This window comes from Pseudomonas oryziphila, assembly GCF_003940825.1.
Lineage (GTDB): Bacteria > Pseudomonadota > Gammaproteobacteria > Pseudomonadales > Pseudomonadaceae > Aquipseudomonas > Aquipseudomonas sichuanensis.
On record NZ_CP034338.1, the window covers coordinates 4,645,112 to 4,663,958 of the forward strand.

Here is an 18,847-nt window from a genome sequence, read left to right on the forward strand (position 1 = left end):
CTCTTCAATATGCATGCGCAGGGTCGTACATCTGTGTGGAGGGGGCCCGTTTGAAAAGATCCTCCATCACGCGCTTGACCGCCGCCTCGAGTTGTTCGGTAAGCAAATTGGGGGCATCTACCCTTCCCTGCACAGTGATGGGCATGTTCGCAGTGAAGGTGAGTTGCTGAGGGGTGGGCTGCGTGGTCACACCCTGGCTCGCTGTCGGGATTGACGCTACGTCAGGCAGGACCATCGGGGCAGGAGGCAAATATCCTTGAACAGACTCCCTGGACTGCGCGGCCAGCCCCCAAGCGTACTTGTCGGCTGGAACGGCATGTGGCGTGTTCGGCGAAAGCTGCTCGGCCCTGCGGGTATCTTTCTGCGTATCACTGACTTCTCCCGCCGCCTTGTTCGTAGCCTGGCGAGGATCCCCTTGAGCGGCCTCAGCTTTGTCTTTTCTGTCTGCTGGCTTGAAGAACGTCTTGCCGATCCATCCTCCGATCAGGCTACCGACCTTGTCGCCAACCAGATTACCGATAAACATCCCGTACGTTGGCCCGACGACCTTACCCAGGATCCCACCTCCCAGCACTGTACCAATAGCTCCGCCAATAGCCCCGCCATACCCCATGCCCTTCTCCTCGGGCGTCTTGGCTGTAGCAAAGGTGTAAGCCCCCTTCAGCCCGGCCTCCAGCCAGGGCAGCTTGCCAGCGTCATTGACAGCCCCCTGGACAGTGGCCCAACGCCCAGCCGATTGCTTGGTGCTGGTAGGTGACGGCTCGGCCGGGGGATTGATGTCGGTGGGCGACGGCCCGGCATCCGCCCCCAGCGGATAAGGCTCATCGTCAACCCTGCCCCATCCGAAACGACGCAGCCGATCACGGTGCTTGTGGGCCGCGGCCCCCAAACCTACCCCTGTGGCCACGCCCAAGGTGGCCGACAAGGACTCCCAGAGCGATGGCGACGCAGCATCCGCTTGCCCATTGCCAGCGCCAGTACTCGAAGAACCATGGAGTGCGCCTGCCGGCGTGGCCATCAACTCCTTCCCCACCGCCCCGCCGACCTTGTCACCGGCGAAGCCGAACATCATCGAGACCACAGGGGCACCCGCCTTGGTGCGGCTGCCCAGCATGGCCCCCAAAACGGCCCCCGTGAAACTACCACCGGCCGCCCCCATACCTTCGCCCCTTTGCTCGGGTGTGGAGGCGGTGATTGCAGTGACAGTAAGCTTCACCGCTGCATCCAGCGCAGCCATGCCAGAGGCTGACTTTCCGGCCTGTAGCATCTGAGCCAAGCGCCCGGCTTCAACGGAGCGGGACTCACCGGGCAATGACAGCGGGGCTGGCGTCGCATCCGCACCAAGTGGAATACGATCGTTGTCTAAACCATCGTTGACGATAATCGGCGGCAGGTGGACGGCGCCCGGGGAGTCATACTCCTGGGCGATCGTCATTGGTACCTGGGCGATTCCCTTCGCTGTCAGGTAACCACCAGTCGCGAGCATGATCGACGTGACGACATCGTGTGCCGTCTGGCCTGCCTGTTTCGACAGCCTGGGGCCGAGCGGGGCCTGCTCCAGCAGATCCTTTTGTTGCTCAAGCAGCCCACGCTGTTTTTGCTGCAGATTCAAGAATTCGAGCTGTTCTTTCCTCTCCTTTGTTGCCTCCGTTCGCCCCGTCTGTGCACCCTCACGGGTTGCTCCGCCGAGGCCGGAAGCGCGCTGTGTGATTCCCAGCGCCACCTTGGGTACCGCGCTACCAGGCAGGCCCTCATGAGGGCCTGCGGGCGTCGGGACGGTGGCATCGGCAGCGCCTTGCGCCACCGTTGATTTGTTCGCCATCCGCATCTCCCTTCAATCCACCAGCCACCAGACCATGTCGCTGAACGACATGGTCATGATCTCGCTGGCGGAAAAGTTCAGCTCCTTGGCCAGCCGCCGTGCAGCGGCCTTCTGCCGGGCTGGATCAAACTTCGTCGTCCTGCACCAGGCGAAAGTAACCACTCTGCAGGCGGCTGTAGTCCTTCAATGCCAGGCCTTCGAGGTCCTTGACGCCGACTTCGGCGAGGGAGGCGAACAGGTTCAGCTCACGCTGCTCGTCGTCCCCTGCGCCACCAAGCTGCGCGTTACGGATGTCACGCACGGTCGGCGCCCGCAGCGACAGGCTGTCCACCTGCAGGCCATTGGCCTCGCTGGGGCGCGACAGGCGCACGGTCACCCGCTCGGCGCTGAGCATCATCCATTGCGGCAATTTCTTCGCTTGAGCCATTGCAGGTTCTCCTTACAAGCCAAGGGCGGCGCGCTGGGCGGCCAGTTGATCAACACCGTCGATCACCCGCTTCATCCCTAAGGCATCGATCTCGTAGACCAGCCGACCGTCGACTTCGAGCTTGTAGTAGGTGACGCCGACACTGTGCTTGATCTCGGCCTTGTCGCCGGACTTCCAGTCACCCATGTCGACTTCCTTGAGGGTGCCGCGCAAGGTGACCACCACCGGGTTGATCTGCCCCTTGAGGCCCTTGAAGGCGCCGCGGAAGGTGCCGTTGAAGCCGTTGCCGTCGGCCAGGCCGAAGAACTTCAGCGACTCGCGGCGCACACCTGTGGTGGTGAAGGCCGCTTCCTGTTTCTCCATGCCCTGGTCCATCTCGACCGCCATGTCCATGCCGCCAGGGCGGTACTCCTCCATCTTCAGGGTGAGCTTGGGCAGGGTCAGGCTGGGTACATCGCCCTGGAAGCTGACGCCATCGACGAACAGGTTCAGGTTGGCCAGGGTTTCGGGAATCATTGCCATGTAAATGCGCTCCTTAAGCGGCGGAATCGAGGACTTCGGTCAGCCACTGGTTGGTGACTTCAACGCGGAAATTGGGGTTTTCGGCAGGCGGTACGTCGGTGAAACGGATGTTCCAGTACACCTTGCCCTGCTCGAGTTGGCTGGCGGTGTTCAACTGCGGGTCGGCGTAGACCTCGAAGTTGATGATCGCGCCCTGGTTCTTCAGGTCGCGCATGAAGGCCTGCAGGCCTTCAGTGACATCCTTCACGTAGGTGGCGGTGATGGAGCGGTCGACGGCCCACTTGTGGCCATAAAGGATCGCGTCCATGACGATGTCCATGGTCCGCACGCGGGTGACGAAGGCCCACTTCGGGTCGCTGGACAGGGTGCGGTTGCCCCACAGGCGGAAGCCGTCGTCACGGATGATGGTGGCGATGTTGGCGTTGTTCAGCAGGTTGGCGCGGCAGCTGTCGTCGCCATCGAGGAACTCCACCGCGCGGGTGGTGCCGGTGATGCCGACGAACTCCTTGTTCGATGGCGAAGCCCAGAAACCGTATTCACGGTCGGTCCAGGCGAACAGGCCGGCGACCCAGGCCGAGCCAGGTGCGTCGACAGTGGCCTCTGCGTCGTTGTCCCAATAGCGCACGCCCGGGTCGACCAGGAAGGCGCGCTTGGCGCCGAAGTTCTTGGCGTAGGCGATGGCCGCCTCATCGGTGCTGTTGGGGCCGTCGATGATGGCGATGGCGCGCAGCTTGTCGGCCAGGGCCACCAGCGCGGTGCCGACGGCCTGGGTGGCGCTGTGTTTCGGTGCGACCAGCAGGCGCGGCTGGGCGTTGAAGCGGCTTTTGCCGTCGAGCAGCGCTTGCAGGCCGGTACGTTTACCGTCGGCCAGCACGTTGCCGATGATCGCCGAGGTTTGCTCGGCGGCGTCCTCGACCTTGGCCACGCCGCAGGCAACGATGACCGCCTTGGCGCGGCTGTAGATGGCGCGGCAGGCCTTGGTGATCGGCGCATTCAGGCCGTACGCCGCAACCGCGTCGCGCTCGCTGGTGATCAGCACCAGGTCGTTGGCCTTGGCGGTGACGTTCGGGCCTTCGGTGAAGGTATCGACCAGGCCGATGATCGAGGAAGACGGCAGCGCGATGCTGCGCGCGCCGGTGTCGACGTTGGTCACGGTGACGCCGTGGAAGAATCCACTCATACAGGTTTACTCCAGGTTCGGGTATGAAAAGGCCCTGCGGGTGCAGGGCCTTGAGAGGTTTTTTACGGGTGAAAAAAAGCCCCGGCGGTGCGGGGCTTCATTGGATGTATTCGGCGAGCCATGGCGGCGCCACGGGGCGTTTATCGATGGATGGGAAAGCTACGCTGGCCGGCCAGTCGCGCAGGGTTTGCACATGGGCGAGCAATTCGTCGAAGCGCTCAGCGCTCAGGGTGGTGGTGCGAGCCAGGTCGCGCTCGGCGCGATGCCGCGACACCAGCCATTCATGGCGGGCGATTTCAGCGTCACGCCATGCCCGTTCACTGGCGGCGTCGCGGGCCGCCTGGGCAGCCGGGTCCAGCACCCAGGCATGGCCACTCCACACGTGCAGGTCATCAGGACGCGGCACGAGGGTCAGCCCCTCAGGCAACGGACCCAGCTCGATGCGGTTGATCTGGGCGCCGGTGTCGGTGCGAAAGTACAGGCCCCGGTCGTCCTCGATCTGTACAGGCGCTTGGCCGTCAAACACTGCCCACACCAGACCGGTGCCCGGCTTGGTCAGCGGCTTGTCCAGGGTGATGGCGTTTGCCGGCAGCTGGGCGCCGAGCCCTGGCACCTCCGGCAGTGATACGGGGCCACTCAAGGCGCCGGACGGTTCGATAAGGTAAGTATGCATGTTGCCCTCAAATCAGCTTGATACGCACAGGGAAAGCGAGGTTGCGCGGGCGAGATACGCCAAACATGTACGTTCCGGCGCCTGGCGAGGAAGGGGTTATCCCTGCTGTGGTGACCGTATATCTGCCGGGCCACTCCGTGTAAACCGACGGGTCATAACCATAGTCCGCAGCGCCCTGTAAGGCTGTCGGCGCCAAGGCGGTCGCACCTTGGCCGCCGCTCGGGTAGTCCGCGACCAACAGCGAACCACGCTGGTGACTGCCGGCCGCGCGAGTCGCGTCCACACCGCGCCCCTCATCCAGAGCGCGCAGGAACTCGCCGCGCAGCTCAGGCACGCGGAACGTGGTCGCACCGTCGCCACTGCTCCACGCCCCTTCCATGCCGGTGCGCTCAGCCTCGGCCACCAGCATGCCGGACTGTTGCGCGTAGTCCCACAGCCAGGGCCATTCCGCCCTATTCAGCAACGAGCCATTGGGCAGGCCCCAGCCGCCAGGGCTGAACGCGCTCGACGTTTCGAAGACTGGCCGCCCCAGCGCCCCAGCGTCCAGGCGATCCAACGGCACCCAAGCACCGGCGCCATCGCTGCGCAGGTGCCAGAAGTCACCGGCCCCCATCAGCACGAAGAACCCATAGCCCGCCGCACGCAGCCGGGTATGGAACTTGACTGCTTCACCGCCGGCCGCCTGCACGACCAGGCGATTGCCGCTGTTGTCGACGCGCTGCACTCGCACATCCATCAGCCGGCTGGCCGGCGGCAGGGTAATGGTAACCGCACCGGCCGAGGCGTCGACCAGCAGCACACCGGTTTCATGGGGGGCAAGCACCTTGCTCACGGTAATTGGGGTATTGTTCAGCCCACGCACTGCGAGCAGGCCGCGCTCCAGTTCGGCTAGGTCATCAGCACGGCTCATTGGTCCATCCTCATCTGTTCAAGAAAAGTCGGCGGCATAGGCCGAGCCGACACGTCGGGAAATGCGTTCGACTGGGGCCAATCGCGGAGCGCTTGCAGGTAAATCAGCAGTGCGCTGAACTGCTCACTTGTCAGTGTCGTATCGACTGCAAGGTCCAATTGGTCGCGATGACGGTCACGCAACCAGAGCCATTGCGCCAGCTCTCCATCGCGCCATGCACGCTCGACCAACAACGATACGCCAGGCAGTGGCGCGTCTATCGGTGCGGAGAAAACACCTCGCTCAAAACGCCAACCGACACCAACCGGCAGCCCCTCCGGGAGCCTTTCACCCATGGCGTCTCCTGTTACGAAACCAACAACAGCGCCATCCTGGATCAGTGCTTTCATCATGCCTCCCACCGTACGCGTGCGTTGATCTTTCCTGAACCTGGCGAACCGGTGGGAATCCAGGCAGTGATGCCTACACGTCCGGTATACCGGTCACTGAAACCTGTGGTCGCGCCGATAACACCACCGCTTGAATTGCTACCCACAGGTTCAGCGACGATTGCGTAATCCGATTTGGTGTATTCATCGTAATCCGCAAAACTGGCGACATAAGCCCGAGGGGTTCGAGCCCAGTTGAGTGAGAGCGTGTAGGCTCCGAACGCCCCGGACCAATGGGCGACTGCCTCAAGACGCTTACGATTTGCCAGCGGCAATACACTCGGGACGGAGCCCGCCGCGCCAGTCATGATCTTGGCCAAGAGCACATCGACAACCGTTGAATCGAACCCCGAGGCCGCCTGCCCCGACTCGGAACGTAATGCGACGGGGACTGAATCGGTATCGGTACCCGGTGCGATGTACAGCTGCAGTACCCGGTCCCTGATGTTCCCGCGAAGATACAACGTGGCATTGACGGGCAGCGCGGCACTGGTCCATTCGATGGTTTCCACCACGCGTGGCCTGCCCAGCGCCTTTGTCGGATCTGCTTCGGCCAACGCGATCAGCACGCCGGCCGGCACCGTAATGCTGCCACCCCCCCCTTCCATGGCAGCCCCAACGACTGTCAATCGGCCATCCGCTGTCGCGACCGTCGGAAAATCCAAAGCTGCAAAGGGCAGCGGCCCGGAAAGCTCAAGGCTCAACGCCTGAACTTGCGAAGCCAGGGCTGCCACATCGAGCTGCCCTTGATTGACCGGCGCACTCCACGCCTTGATGCACCACATCACCGCCAGGTTGCGCGAGCGCGTTTCCGACCCAGTCCGAGCTCCAGGCGATGCCGCCGAATCAAACTCAAGGTCTTTCGGCCAAGATCCGCCCCCGGATGTGGTGTGAGACTGGACGTTGCTGCCACTCTTTTTCAGCGCGCCCTCACCGGCACCGAAAGCGGTGCCGGAGTTAATGTTATCCAGCCTGCCAGTGATGCGTTGCATCTGGTCAAGCTGAGCGCTTCCCAACGTCCGTCCAGGATCGATCCCGCGTCCATGATCCCAGCCACGCAAGAATTCACCGCGCGAGTCAGGCAAGCGGAAGAACCCGACCTCCTCGGTGCCGGTATTGAACGTCGAGCCAAGGTAAGCAGCCAGGTCCGGATAGCACGCTGCGCTCTGCGCACTGCCATCGACCTCCAGGAACCCCAGCGGCACCGTACCTTTGGGGAACGGCAGCATGGTGCCAACCGGGAGTGCCGAGGCCGTCTTCACCAACATATCCATTTCGGCCTTGGTATACGTGTCGACCGCCTGGAACGTGCCGAACGCCAGGATCTCCACCGCCTCGCCCAGGCCACAGGGAGCACGGAAGGTGATCTTCTGGCCATCCGCCAGGTAGTCGGTCACTTCCCGGCCATTACGCAGGACGACGGTGCTCCCAATCGAATGCGGGGCATTGAACACCGTTTGCCCCAGCGAGGCCGCGAACGAGAACCTTTCAAAAGCCCGGCCGCTGCTGACACCGCCCCCCAGCTGGAAGTAAGTGCCGTCGTAGTTCAGGTCATAGAGCGCCCCGGCGCGCACATCGCCGCCGACCAGGTCGACCAGACCGCCGGGGCCGGCCTTCTTCACCGCCACTGCCGGCCGGCCATTGATGCGTGCCGTTACCGCGCCAGTGTTGGTGGCGACTGCCTGGAACTGGAAGCGCTGGCCAGCCGCGTAGGCAGGTAGCGCCGCCTCGCTGCTCTTGAGCGTCAGCACCAGCGCATCTGCAGTGCCGCCGGCCGCGCCGAGCCAGGCCAGCGGCCCGGCGTCCTTGGCCACGTCGGCGCGGCGCAGGTATTGCGGATGCGGGTCGGCGGCCTCCACATGGGCCTTGAGCTGATTGCGTGCATAGAGCTCGGCCGCTTCGCGGGCCTTGTCGACGTAGTCGCGGGTGGCCAGGACGATGCTCGGGTCGATCTTCAAGGTGACGTTGGCCAGGTTGCCGAACACCACGTGCATGCGGATGGTCTGGGTACGCCCCGAACCTTGCGCCAGCAGTGGCTTGTAGCTCGGCGCCGGCTTGGCCACGGCAATGAAGTTGCCGTTGGCGTCTTCCAGCGCCAGTTCACGGATCCACCAGCCGCCGGTCTCCGGCGGCAGCACCAGCTCGGCCACCAGCACGCCGGGGTCGGCAGGCGACTGGTAGAGCGCGTTGAGTTGCGCACGGTAGACCTGGCGCACCAGCGCGCTCTGGGTAGGTTTCGGGGTCGGGTCAGGGGTTTGCGAGGGTTCGCCGCCGGCATCGCCGATCAGCATGTGGGTGATGTTCCAGGGCAACCCCAGCGCAGCGGTGTTGGCCTGCTGGGCGATGCCGACGTTGGTCAGGAACCCACCGAATTGGGTGGTTGAGTTAGCCATTAAGATAGATGTCCAGTATGTCCAGAGTGGTTTCGTTCACCCAGTGCGCGGCGCCCAGGTGCACGTCGATGTCCGCCGCTTCCCAGGGGTACACCTCGAGCAGTTCGCCCTCGTTGAGGGCAACCGCCTGGTAGGCCGGCAGCAGGCTTTCGAGGCTGATATCGAGGCCGATGAGGTGGCGGCTGACCGGCTTGGCGTCGTCGATCAGGCGGCTCAGTTCCAGGTAGGTCTGCTCATCGATACCGGCCTCCTCCACCCCCACCTTGAGGGCGAAGGTGCCGGGTACGCCGACCGGCTCGAGTTGCCACCATTCGCGCACCTCGATCAGGTAGCCGAAGGGCTCGACCACGCGCCGCAACGCGCCGAGCGTGCCCTTGTGGGCATGCACGAAAAACGCCGAGCGGATCACCGATCGCTTGATCGTCTCGCTCCAGCTGTCGTCCCAGCGGTCGACCGACCAGGCCCAGGCCAGTTGATAAAGCAGATGCGCCGGGCAACTGTCGGGGTTGTACAAGGTGCGCAGCCCCGCCTTGAGGTCTTCGTCGGCGGCCGCCTCGAGGGCGCGTTCAAGGGGTGTGCGGTTGAGCGGCAGAAGGCTTTGCATGTCAGCCTCCGCGCTTGAGGTCGAAGCCGCTGCACCAGGCCGCCTGCGCCTTGCTCGGCTGCAGGTCGGCCCAGCCGATCAGCTCGACCCGGCTGACGCCGTCGATGTGCAGCAGCGCGTCGATACCCGAGCGCGCTACCTCAACGCCCAGGCGCCGTCGCGGGTTGATCGCACCTTCAAGGCGCCGTCGACACTCGGCGAGGATCGCTTCGTACTCCGGGCCGCTGCCGGCCATATGCAGCACGGCATCGATGCGATACGGCAGTATCTCGGCACTGCGCACCACCACCCGGTCAGCGACCGGACGAATGTCGTCGTCGTTGAGGTAGCTGGCCACTTCGGCCAGCAGTGCCGGGCTGGCGGTACCGTCGCCGTCCAGGCTCAGTACGGTGATGTCCACCACGGCTGGCGACGCGCTTTCGGCCGTGGCATCGGCAACCTGCCCCGAGGCATTGCGGGCATGCAGGATGTAGCTGTTGCGCGGGCCGGCGGTGGTCAGGCCTTCATAGACCAACTGCACCCGCTCGCGCAGGGCGTCGTCGGACTCGAGCAACGCTTCGGCAGGAGGCGAGGCGGTTGGGTCCGCGGCCTGGATGACCAGGCGTTGCAGGCTGACGTTGCCGGCCAGCTGCTCCAGGTCGCTACCTTCGGCGTAGGCCAGCAGCAGCGCCTTGGCCGCGTCGTTGATCCGCGCCCGGTTGAGCAGCTTGCGGTAAGCCCCGACTTCCAACAGCTTGGTGACCGGGTCGCTCTCCAGCAAGGCGTTCCAGCCGTCGCCCAGGCGGCTGCGGAAGGTGTCCAGGTCTTCCTGGTAGATCGCCTCGAAATCGAGGTCTTCGAGCACCTGGGGTGCCGGCAGCCTGGACAGGTCGACCTGGCTCATACGCTCACCTCCAGCAGTGCGTCGTCGCCCAGGTAACGGCCGCTCAGGGCCAGGCTGACCTGGCCGTCGAGCACCGCCACCACCCGCACCCGTTCAAGCGCCAGGCGCGGCTCCCAGCGCCCAAGGGCCCGGGCAACTTCGGCCTGCACGGCGCTCTTCCAGCCGTCGTTCACCGGCAGGTCGACGTAGCGACGCAACTGGCTGCCATAGTCGGGGCGCATGCGCCGGCTGCCGAGGGGGGTGGTGAGGATGTCTTCGATGGATTGGCGAAGGTGGGCGATGCCGCTCAGGGGCTGCCCCGTACGGCGGTCCAGGCCGATCATGGGGCACCTCCCGACGCAGGCGCATCCCGTTCATGAATATGCATGGCGTTCTCTACCTGTAGAAGAGCGTGATGGCGTGCGCAAAGCTGCGCACTCTGGTCGCTCGCAGGCGATCGCGCAGGGCTCGAGGCCTTGGCATGATTCAAGGTGCCGCAGCGCGGGCACTTGATCTGCAGTTCAGTGAAATCGCCCGTGCGGGCGAGCAGTCGCGCGCAATGGCCGCAGCGCAGGTCTTTGAGCATGGGCTTGCCTCCCTGGCATCGATTGGGTGGGCTCAGTGCTTGTGATTGGCGGTGTTGCCGGCGGTATCGATGATCCGACCGCCGCCGTTGATGTCACCGCTGACCAGCAGCGGGCCATCGATGGCGACATTGCCAGTGAGGGTGATGGACGTGGCATCCAGAGCGATGGACGTGGCCTCCAAAGTGATGGCCGACGTCTCGAGGGTGATGCCGGCATCGCTGACCTGCAGTGTGCTGGCGCCCACCTTGATGTTGGCGTTGCCCTTGGGCAGCTGGATGTCGTAGCGGCTGGCCTGCCAGTCGTAGCTCAGCGAACCGCCATCGTCGAAACGCCAGATCTCGACATGATCGCGGTTGTCCGGCGCAGCCCCGGCATTGCCATACAGGCCCGGCACGAAGGTGCCTTGCGCGGGCTCGCCACTGGGGCTTACCAGGACCCCCTGTTCATCCAGGCTTGGCACCCGCCAGTGGCGGGCCTTGCCGGCAGCCAGTGCGTGCCAGCGCACCCAGGTGCTGGTCCAGCCACCGCCGTCACTCACACGCACCCGGGCAGCGGCCAGGTCCACCGCCACTACCCGACACGGGATCACCAGCGCGGCCAACATGCGATCGTGCATGGCACTGGCGTAACTCATGCCAGATCCTCCGGGTTGATATAGCGGCCTTCGTTGCCCGGCCCGGTCTCAGGCTCGAAACCCAGCACCAGGCTGCCCGGCGGCTGGTCAGGCCACTCCCAGCGTGGCTCGCCCAACAGCACCGGCTGTTCCCAGCGCACCTTCCACTGGGCCCCGAGGTACTGGGCCTGGACGTTGCGGGTCGCCTCGACGAACTCCAGCCCCCAGAGTTGCTGGCGCAGCAGGTCCATCAATTGCGCTGCCAGTTCGCTGCCTTGCAGCCGAGCATCCGTGCTGGCCGTGTCAGGGGTGATATCGGCCTCGAAGGTTATCGCCAGTACCGAACGGCCATCCCGAGGCGCGGCGTCGGCGACCATGCTGACGATGCCATGGCGCAGGGCCGGTAACGCCGTGTTGCTTCCTACAGCTGCTTGCGCCTCTACCGACGCAAGATCCGGTATCGCCTCACGAATGGTCTGGGTCAGCGTCGTTTGCAACATCGCCAGCTGGCTCATGCATCCTCCTTCCAGGGGTGATCACCGTTGATCGGTTCGCGCAAACCCAGGCGCTTGGCGGCCCATCGTTCATAAAGGCCGATGGCCACATCAGCGCCGGCCATGGCCGTCAGGCAACCAAAGGCGCTGGCGCTCCATATCGACATGCCCGTTGCATACAGCAGCATGACTGTTGAAACCCCACAGACCATGCAGGCTCCGGATCGCAGCGCCAGCCGTCTGATCAGCGACCAGCCTCGGGCACCGGCCTTGTCGGCGCGCCACATTTCGCCGCTGAGGCCGCCCAGCAATGCCAGGACGATCACCAGCCAGAGCGGCATTTCCAGCAACGTCTGTTGCTCGTTCGTCACTGTCCTGTACTCCTTGTGTGATGCCCGCCGGCGACATGCCGGCGAACGGATGGTTGTTGCCTTCGGCATTCCAAAAAGCCCGGCTTGCAGGCTTTTCAGTAATGCGTTGGCGAACCGCTGGCCACGACTGGTGACGCCGCGCGATTCCGCTTCATATTGGTGTCTCCGACCGCGGCCACCTGCCCGCCGGATAACTGATCGTGGTGCTTTACGCTGCACACCCGGGCCAGTTGCCAACCCTCTGAACAGTTGAGGCCTGTTCATCGCTGCCTGTGTAACAACCGGTTGCTGACCGGCTTGAGACACAGATTATGCACTGATGCATATGCAGTCAATGCATTTATTTAAACATTTATGCATTCACTTTTGCCTAAATGCATGAAGGGCTTGTTGGACGCGGGGTGTAGGGCTTTTCTGCAGACGAAAAAAAACCCGCCTAAGCGGGTTTTCGTCGGGAATCAAGGTGGGTCAGCGTGCGTACATGCCCCACCAGAACACGTGGCCCAGCAGACTGATCTGCTCGTCCTGCATCTGCTGGAAGCTGTAGTCCTCGTCAGGGTGCTCATCACGGTTGAAGCTGCGCAGACGGATGCCAGTGGGCAACCGGTAGACCTGCTTCACCCGCAGCTGGCCGTTGTGGTTGATGGCGTAAAGATCGCCATCGATGATATCGCCGATGGTGCACCTGCCGGTGTTGACCCCTACCGTAGCGCCGTCACGCAGCACCGGCAGCATGCTGTTGCCGCGTACCGTCACGCACTTGGCATGATCGAATTGCACGCCGTTGTGGCGCAGGCTGCGTTTGCCGAAGCGCAAGCGTGCGTGCTCGCTTTCTTCGATGACGAATCTTCCTGATCCTGCTGCCAACTCGACCTCACGAAGAAAAGGAACAGACACCTCGTCATCCTCGACGGGGGTTTCATCGTCCCACAGGCTGATATCGCTCAGCGCCGCATGCGCCTCGGTGCGCGGCGCCGCTTCACGGGTGTCGCCCAGTTCGGCACGGCCGCGCAGTTGATCGGTGCTCACGCCGAAATACTCGGCGATCTTCGACACGTGTTTGTCGGACGGGTCGACGATCTTTTCGCTGAGAATGCGCGAAAGCGTGGATTGCGGGATGCCCGTGCGCCGGTGCAGCTCCGTCGGGGACAGGCCGTGGCGTTCGAGCAGCGCTTTAAGAGTGGAGGCTACGTTGCGTTTTTGCATAGCGTGCATAATGCCGCCCACCCAAGGTAAATGCAATCACCCCGCGGCGCGTAGTTTTGCCCCACCCATACGCCCTGCAGCAGGCGTAAAAAGCCTGTACCATTACGCGTTTCGCAATTTGCCACCAGACCACCCGCTGTAAGGCCCTGAATGTCTGATCTCTCCGCACACACCCCGATGATGCAGCAGTACTGGAAGCTGAAGAACCAGCACCTGGACCAGCTGATGTTCTACCGCATGGGCGATTTCTACGAGATCTTCTACGAAGATGCGAAGAAAGCCGCGAAACTGCTGGATATCACCCTGACCGCCCGCGGCCAGTCGGCGGGCCAGTCGATCCCCATGTGCGGGATTCCGTTCCATTCGCTGGAAGGCTACCTGGCCAAGCTGGTCAAGCTCGGCGAATCGGTGGTGATCTGCGAGCAGATCGGCGACCCGGCCACCAGCAAGGGCCCGGTGGAGCGCCAGGTGGTGCGCATCATCACCCCCGGCACGATCAGCGACGAGGCCCTGCTGGACGAGCGCCGCGACAACCTGATCGCCGCCCTACTGGGCGATGAACGCCTGTTCGGCCTGGCGGTGCTGGACATCACCAGCGGCAACTTCAGCGTGCAGGAAATCAAGGGCTGGGAGAACCTGCTGGCGGAGCTTGAGCGCATCAACCCGGTCGAGCTGCTGATCCCCGATGACTGGCCCCAGGGCCTGCCGGCCGAGAAGCGCCCGGGCGCTCGTCGCCGTGCACCATGGGACTTCGACCGTGATTCGGCGCGCAAGAGCCTGTGCCAGCAGTTTGCAACCAAGGACCTCAAAGGTTTCGGCTGCGACAAGCTGACCCTGGCCATCGGCGCCGCCGGTTGCCTGCTGACCTACGCCAAGGAAACCCAGCGCACTGCCCTGCCGCACCTGCGCAGCCTGCGCCACGAGCGCATGGACGACACCGTCATCCTCGATGCCGCCAGCCGCCGCAACCTGGAGCTGGACATCAACCTGGCCGGTGGCCGCGACAACACCCTGCAGTCGGTGCTCGACCGTTGCCAGACCGCCATGGCCAGCCGCCTGCTGACCCGCTGGCTGAACCGCCCGCTGCGCGACCTCAAAGTACTCAAGGCGCGCCAGGACTCGATCCGCTGCCTGCTCGACGGCTACCGATTCGAAAAGCTGCAGCCGCAGCTCAAGGAGATCGGTGACCTCGAACGCATCCTGGCGCGTATCGGCCTGCGCAACGCGCGCCCGCGTGACCTGGCACGCCTGCGCGACGCCCTCGGCGCCCTGCCCGAGCTGCAGAACGCCATGGCCGAGCTTGAGGCGCCGCACCTGGCGCGCCTGGCCGCGATCACCGGCACCTACCCCGAACTGGCCGGCATGCTCGAGCGGGCAATCATTGACAACCCGCCCGCGGTGATCCGCGACGGCGGCGTGCTCAAGACCGGCTACGACAGCGAGCTCGACGAGCTGCTGGCGATGAGCGAGAACGCCGGCCAGTTCCTCATCGACCTGGAAGCCCGCGAGAAAGCCCGTACTGGCCTGGCCAACCTCAAGGTCGGCTACAACCGCGTACACGGCTATTTCATCGAATTGCCGACCAAGCAGGCCGAGCAGGCACCGGGCGATTACATTCGCCGCCAGACGCTCAAAGGCGCCGAGCGCTTCATCACCCCTGAGCTCAAGGCCTTCGAGGACAAGGCGCTGTCGGCCAAGAGCCGCGCCCTGGCTCGCGAGAAGATGCTCTACGACGCCCTGCTCGAAACCCTGATCGGTCACCTGGCACCGCTGCAAGACAGCGCTGCCGCCCTGGCTGAACTGGACGTACTGAGCAACCTCGCAGAGCGCGCGCTGAACCTGGACCTGAACTGCCCCAGCTTCGTCGACGAACCCTGCCTGCGTATCGAGCAGGGCCGCCACCCGGTGGTCGAGCAGGTGCTGACCACGCCGTTCGTGGCCAACGACCTGGGCCTGGACAACAGCACACGCATGCTGATCATCACCGGCCCGAACATGGGCGGTAAATCCACCTACATGCGCCAGACCGCCCTGATCGTGCTGATGGCCCATATCGGCAGCTTCGTGCCGGCAGCCCGTTGCGAGCTGTCGCTGGTCGACCGCATCTTCACCCGTATCGGCTCCAGCGACGACCTGGCCGGCGGGCGCTCGACCTTCATGGTCGAGATGAGCGAGACCGCCAACATCCTGCACAACGCCACCGACCGCAGCCTGGTGCTGATGGACGAAGTGGGCCGCGGCACCAGCACCTTCGACGGCCTGTCGCTGGCCTGGGCCGCCGCCGAGCGCCTGGCCCAATTGCGTGCCTATACGCTGTTCGCCACGCACTACTTCGAACTGACCGTGCTGCCGGAGAGCGAGCCGCTGGTGGCCAACGTGCACCTGAACGCCACCGAACACAATGAGCGCATCGTTTTCCTGCACCACGTGCTGCCTGGCCCTGCCAGCCAGAGCTACGGCCTGGCCGTGGCGCAACTGGCGGGCGTGCCGGGGCCGGTGATCCAGCGTGCCCGTGAGCACCTGGGCCGCCTGGAAACCACCAGCCTGCCCCATGAAACGCCGATTGCCAGCAAGAGCAAGGGCGAGCCGGGCGTGCCGCACCAAAGCGACCTGTTCGCCAGCCTGCCACACCCGGCCATCGAGAAGCTGGGTAAGCTGGAGCTGGACGACATGACGCCGCGCCAAGCTATCGAAATGCTATATCAACTGAAGAACCTGTTATAACGGCCACCCACACAAGCTGGTAGAATCCGGCGCGGTTCGCGAGCGCTGCAGGTTATTAGCCTGGCCTGCAGCCACCACCGTGAACCGCGCTGCCCTGGAAGGAAGGGCAAGCTGCCGTCGCCTGAGGAGAGAATTAGAAATGACCTTCGTCGTCACCGACAACTGCATCAAATGCAAATACACCGACTGCGTGGAAGTCTGTCCGGTGGACTGCTTCTACGAAGGCCCGAATTTCCTGGTGATTCACCCGGACGAGTGCATCGATTGTGCACTCTGCGAGCCAGAGTGCCCGGCCCAGGCCATCTTCTCTGAAGACGAAGTGCCTTCCGGCATGGAGAACTTCATCGAGCTGAACGCCGAGCTGGCGGAGATCTGGCCGAACATCACCGAGCGCAAGGACGCTCTGCCCGACGCTGAAGAGTGGGACGGCAAGCCAGGCAAGATCGCCGATCTGGAGCGCTGATCGTCCAGATGCAAAAAGGCCCGTAATGGGCCTTTTTTCATTTTCAGCGGGCAAAAAAAAGGGGCGGTTTGACCCGCCCACATTTTTTCCGTAGTCCCTGTATATCCCGCTCATCGTCCTGATGAATCGCTTCCTGCGATGTCCTGGCACTCATCCTGAGCACCTGTGCCTGTCCGTCGGCACAGTTCGAATACTAGCGATTCCCACGGCGCCGGCAAGCGACGAATCTCTCAAGAGATTTCAGGCGCAACAATCGTTAACACCGAAAAATATCTTTATATTCAATCACTTAGAAAAAGTACGTCAGTGGAAACGACATTGATTTACTAACCCCTACAACGATTACTTACATCACAAGTAAGCGATCGCTTACACGCGATAGCACAAGGGTAGATAACTAAACATTTAGCCTGCGTGAACAAAAACGCCCCGAGATTATCGGGGCGTTTTTTGCGGCGACGTCAGTGCTACTGGAACAAGGACTCGCTGGACAAACCGTTCTTCTCGAGGATCTCGCGCAGGCGCTTGAGGCCCTCGACCTGGATTTGCCGCACCCGCTCGCGGGTCAGGCCGATCTCCAGGCCCACATCCTCCAGGGTACTGCTTTCATGGCCGCGCAAACCGAAGCGACGCACGACGACCTCACGCTGCTTGTCGGTCAACTCGCCCAGCCACTGGTCGATGCTTTGCGACAGGTCATCGTCCTGCAACAACTCGCAAGGGTCGGTGGGGCGGTCATCGGTAAGCGTGTCCAGCAGTGTCTTGTCGGAGTCCGGGCCCAGCGAAACGTCCACCGACGAAACCCGCTCATTGAGACCGAGCATGCGCTTGACCTCGGCTACCGGTTTCTCCAGCAGGTTGGCGATCTCTTCTGGTGACGGCTCATGGTCGAGCTTTTGCGTCAGCTCCCGCGCAGCACGCAGGTAGACGTTGAGCTCCTTGACCACGTGAATCGGCAGGCGGATGGTGCGGGTCTGGTTCATGATCGCCCGCTCGATGGTCTGGCGGATCCACCAGGTGGCATAGGTCGAGAAGCGGAAGCCGCGTTCGGGGTCGAACTTCTCCACCGCACGAATCAGGCCCAGGTTGCCTTCCTCGATCAGGTCGAGCAGCGACAGGCCACGATTGACGTAACGACGGGCGATCTTCACCACCAGGCGCAGGTTGCTTTCGATCATGCGCTTGCGCCCTGCGGGGTCGCCCTTCTGCGACAGGCGCGCGAAATGCACTTCTTCCTCTGGCGAGAGCAGAGGCGAGAAGCCGATTTCGTTGAGATACAGCTGGGTGGCATCGAGCGCCCGGCTGTAATCGATGTACTTGTGCTGCTTGAGCGATGCGCTCTGTTTCGACTTGGTCCGAACCGAAGGTACAGCAGGTTCGTCTGACACCACATCCGTTTCCAAAACGATGCCTGTCTCCATCAGGAGCAGGTCGTCGTCGATGTCAAACTCCGGCACTTCTTTACTGAGAGCCATTGTTATAGTCCTTTGCTGAGTTCGAACTCAGACTCGAGCGTCACCTTTCCGTGGTAGCGCTGGAGCCTGTCCCCTCTACGTCGGAGGAACAGGCTGGGACAAAGATCAACGGCGTGGCAGGAACTGGAGTGGGTCGACGGGTTTACCCTGGCGGCGAATCTCGAAATGCAGCTTCACCCGATCAGTGCCCGTGGATCCCATCTCTGCGATCGTCTGCCCTGCCTTGACCTGCTGCCCCTCCCGAACCAAAAGCCTGCGGTTGTGGCCGTAGGCACTGACGTAGGTATCGCTGTGCTTGATGATGATCAGCTCGCCGTAGCCCCGCAAGCCACTCCCCGCGTAAACCACTGCACCATCAGCGGCAGCAAAAACAGGCTGTCCCAAATCACCGGCGATATCAATGCCTTTATTCAAACTGCCGTTTGAAGCAAATTTTCCAATCAGCACGCCGTTCGCCGGCCACGTCCAGCCGCCAACGGCGCGCTCTGCGGCGGGCACCTGGGCAACCGTTTGCGAGGAAGACGAAGACGCCGAAGTGGCCGATTTGCCATTGCTCGCCGGCGGCGGCGGGGTACCGACCGGGCGGCGGATGACTGTGGTCTTACTCGACGAAGATGGGCTGCTGGTGACCACCGTGGTACTGCCACCGGCACCACTGCTGAAGCGAATCGGCTGGCCCGGACGAATGGTGTAGGGCGGGGGAATATTGTTGCGCGCCGCCAACTCCTTGTAATCCCAGCCGTAGCGGAAGGCGATGGAGAACAGCGTGTCGCCGGGTTTGACCACGTACTGCCCAGAGGTGACAGCCGGGCGCTTGGGCGCGGCATTGTTGCGGTCGACCACCCGCGCACCGCTCGAGCCGGTACTGGAGCAGCCGGCCAACAGGGTTCCCATGGCCAGCGCAATCACCACAAGCTTCAAAACCGATCGTTCCTTGCGCTGCCCAATGCCTGTGTGACCCACCCGCGCTCCCCTCATGGTGCCGAAAGATGACGATGCAAAATGCAATAATGTTGCAATTATAACCGAGCCGCCTCGCTTGGGGTGGCCCGTAGTGAACCGGCGAACGCCAGATACCCCGCCAGATAGACAG

Annotated in this window: 19 protein-coding genes and 1 pseudogene; 2 read left to right on the top strand and 18 right to left on the bottom strand. The window is 63.3% G+C overall.

Annotated elements, in window-relative coordinates:
- Window positions 1-4: 4 nt before the first annotated feature.
- The 16 genes and pseudogenes from EJA05_RS21800 to EJA05_RS21875 form a co-directional block, all read right to left on the bottom strand.
- Window positions 5-1,822, bottom strand: a complete 1,818-nt coding sequence (locus EJA05_RS21800) for a hypothetical protein (RefSeq protein ID WP_150132780.1) — start codon at window positions 1,820-1,822, stop codon at window positions 5-7.
- 124 nt (window positions 1,823-1,946) lie between these two features.
- The gene (locus EJA05_RS21805) at window positions 1,947-2,249 is read right to left on the bottom strand and encodes a phage tail assembly protein (RefSeq protein ID WP_110992378.1); all 303 of its coding nucleotides are present in this window, start codon (window positions 2,247-2,249) and stop codon (window positions 1,947-1,949) included.
- Window positions 2,250-2,261: 12 nt separating this feature from the next.
- The gene (locus EJA05_RS21810; protein ID WP_110992379.1) at window positions 2,262-2,771 is read right to left on the bottom strand and encodes a phage major tail tube protein; all 510 of its coding nucleotides are present in this window, start codon (window positions 2,769-2,771) and stop codon (window positions 2,262-2,264) included.
- Window positions 2,772-2,784: 13 nt separating this feature from the next.
- Window positions 2,785-3,951, bottom strand: a complete 1,167-nt coding sequence (locus EJA05_RS21815) for a phage tail sheath subtilisin-like domain-containing protein (protein WP_125859860.1) — start codon at window positions 3,949-3,951, stop codon at window positions 2,785-2,787.
- Window positions 3,952-4,048: 97 nt separating this feature from the next.
- Window positions 4,049-4,624 (bottom strand): tail fiber assembly protein, encoded by a 576-nt coding sequence (locus EJA05_RS21820; RefSeq protein WP_125859862.1) that lies wholly within the window; start codon window positions 4,622-4,624, stop codon window positions 4,049-4,051.
- A 7-nt stretch (window positions 4,625-4,631) separates the two neighbouring features.
- Window positions 4,632-5,534, bottom strand: a complete 903-nt coding sequence (locus EJA05_RS21825) for a phage tail protein (protein WP_125859864.1) — start codon at window positions 5,532-5,534, stop codon at window positions 4,632-4,634.
- A complete protein-coding gene (locus tag EJA05_RS21830) occupies window positions 5,531-5,926 on the bottom strand; it encodes a phage tail assembly chaperone (RefSeq protein ID WP_125859865.1) in 396 nt (131 codons plus the stop codon). The genes EJA05_RS21825 and EJA05_RS21830 overlap by 4 nt, the downstream gene beginning before the upstream one ends.
- Window positions 5,923-8,355, bottom strand: a complete 2,433-nt coding sequence (locus EJA05_RS21835) for a phage tail-collar fiber domain-containing protein (protein WP_125859867.1) — start codon at window positions 8,353-8,355, stop codon at window positions 5,923-5,925. Before EJA05_RS21835 ends, EJA05_RS21830 begins: the two co-directional genes overlap by 4 nt.
- Window positions 8,348-8,959: a phage tail protein I gene (locus EJA05_RS21840; RefSeq protein WP_125859869.1), complete on the bottom strand. Its 612-nt coding sequence runs from the start codon at window positions 8,957-8,959 to the stop codon at window positions 8,348-8,350. Before EJA05_RS21840 ends, EJA05_RS21835 begins: the two co-directional genes overlap by 8 nt.
- A gap of 1 nt (window position 8,960) precedes the next feature.
- Complete coding sequence (locus EJA05_RS21845) at window positions 8,961-9,842, bottom strand: baseplate assembly protein (protein ID WP_125859871.1); 882 nt, start codon at window positions 9,840-9,842, stop codon at window positions 8,961-8,963.
- Window positions 9,839-10,165, bottom strand: coding sequence for a GPW/gp25 family protein (locus EJA05_RS21850; RefSeq protein WP_110992385.1), 327 nt, complete (start codon window positions 10,163-10,165; stop codon window positions 9,839-9,841). Before EJA05_RS21850 ends, EJA05_RS21845 begins: the two co-directional genes overlap by 4 nt.
- 95 nt (window positions 10,166-10,260) lie before the next feature.
- A pseudogene (locus tag EJA05_RS28500) lies at window positions 10,261-10,407 on the bottom strand (Com family DNA-binding transcriptional regulator); the annotation flags it as partial.
- Between the two features lie 32 nt (window positions 10,408-10,439).
- A complete protein-coding gene (locus EJA05_RS21860) occupies window positions 10,440-11,042 on the bottom strand; it encodes a phage baseplate assembly protein V (RefSeq protein WP_125859875.1) in 603 nt (200 codons plus the stop codon).
- On the bottom strand, window positions 11,039-11,536 hold the full coding sequence (locus tag EJA05_RS21865; protein ID WP_125859877.1) for a hypothetical protein: 498 nt from the start codon (window positions 11,534-11,536) through the stop codon (window positions 11,039-11,041). The genes EJA05_RS21860 and EJA05_RS21865 overlap by 4 nt, the downstream gene beginning before the upstream one ends.
- Window positions 11,533-11,886 (bottom strand): phage holin family protein, encoded by a 354-nt coding sequence (locus EJA05_RS21870; RefSeq protein WP_125859879.1) that lies wholly within the window; start codon window positions 11,884-11,886, stop codon window positions 11,533-11,535. Before EJA05_RS21870 ends, EJA05_RS21865 begins: the two co-directional genes overlap by 4 nt.
- Before the next feature lie 468 nt (window positions 11,887-12,354).
- Window positions 12,355-13,101: a LexA family transcriptional regulator gene (locus EJA05_RS21875; protein WP_110992390.1), complete on the bottom strand. Its 747-nt coding sequence runs from the start codon at window positions 13,099-13,101 to the stop codon at window positions 12,355-12,357.
- A gap of 141 nt (window positions 13,102-13,242) precedes the next feature.
- Here EJA05_RS21875 and mutS point away from each other — a divergent pair, with 141 nt between their 5' ends.
- Both mutS and fdxA read left to right on the top strand, forming a co-directional pair.
- Window positions 13,243-15,816: a DNA mismatch repair protein MutS gene (gene mutS / locus EJA05_RS21880; RefSeq protein ID WP_125859881.1), complete on the top strand. Its 2,574-nt coding sequence runs from the start codon at window positions 13,243-13,245 to the stop codon at window positions 15,814-15,816.
- A gap of 139 nt (window positions 15,817-15,955) precedes the next feature.
- On the top strand, window positions 15,956-16,279 hold the full coding sequence (fdxA, locus tag EJA05_RS21885; protein WP_003252355.1) for a ferredoxin FdxA: 324 nt from the start codon (window positions 15,956-15,958) through the stop codon (window positions 16,277-16,279).
- Window positions 16,280-16,746: 467 nt separating this feature from the next.
- Here fdxA and rpoS read toward each other — a convergent pair whose 3' ends face one another.
- Together rpoS and EJA05_RS21895 are read right to left on the bottom strand one after the other, a co-directional pair.
- Complete coding sequence (gene rpoS / locus EJA05_RS21890) at window positions 16,747-17,754, bottom strand: RNA polymerase sigma factor RpoS (RefSeq protein ID WP_110992393.1); 1,008 nt, start codon at window positions 17,752-17,754, stop codon at window positions 16,747-16,749.
- Between the two features lie 105 nt (window positions 17,755-17,859).
- On the bottom strand, window positions 17,860-18,717 hold the full coding sequence (locus EJA05_RS21895; RefSeq protein ID WP_125465194.1) for a peptidoglycan DD-metalloendopeptidase family protein: 858 nt from the start codon (window positions 18,715-18,717) through the stop codon (window positions 17,860-17,862).
- Between the last annotated feature and the right edge of the window lie 130 nt (window positions 18,718-18,847).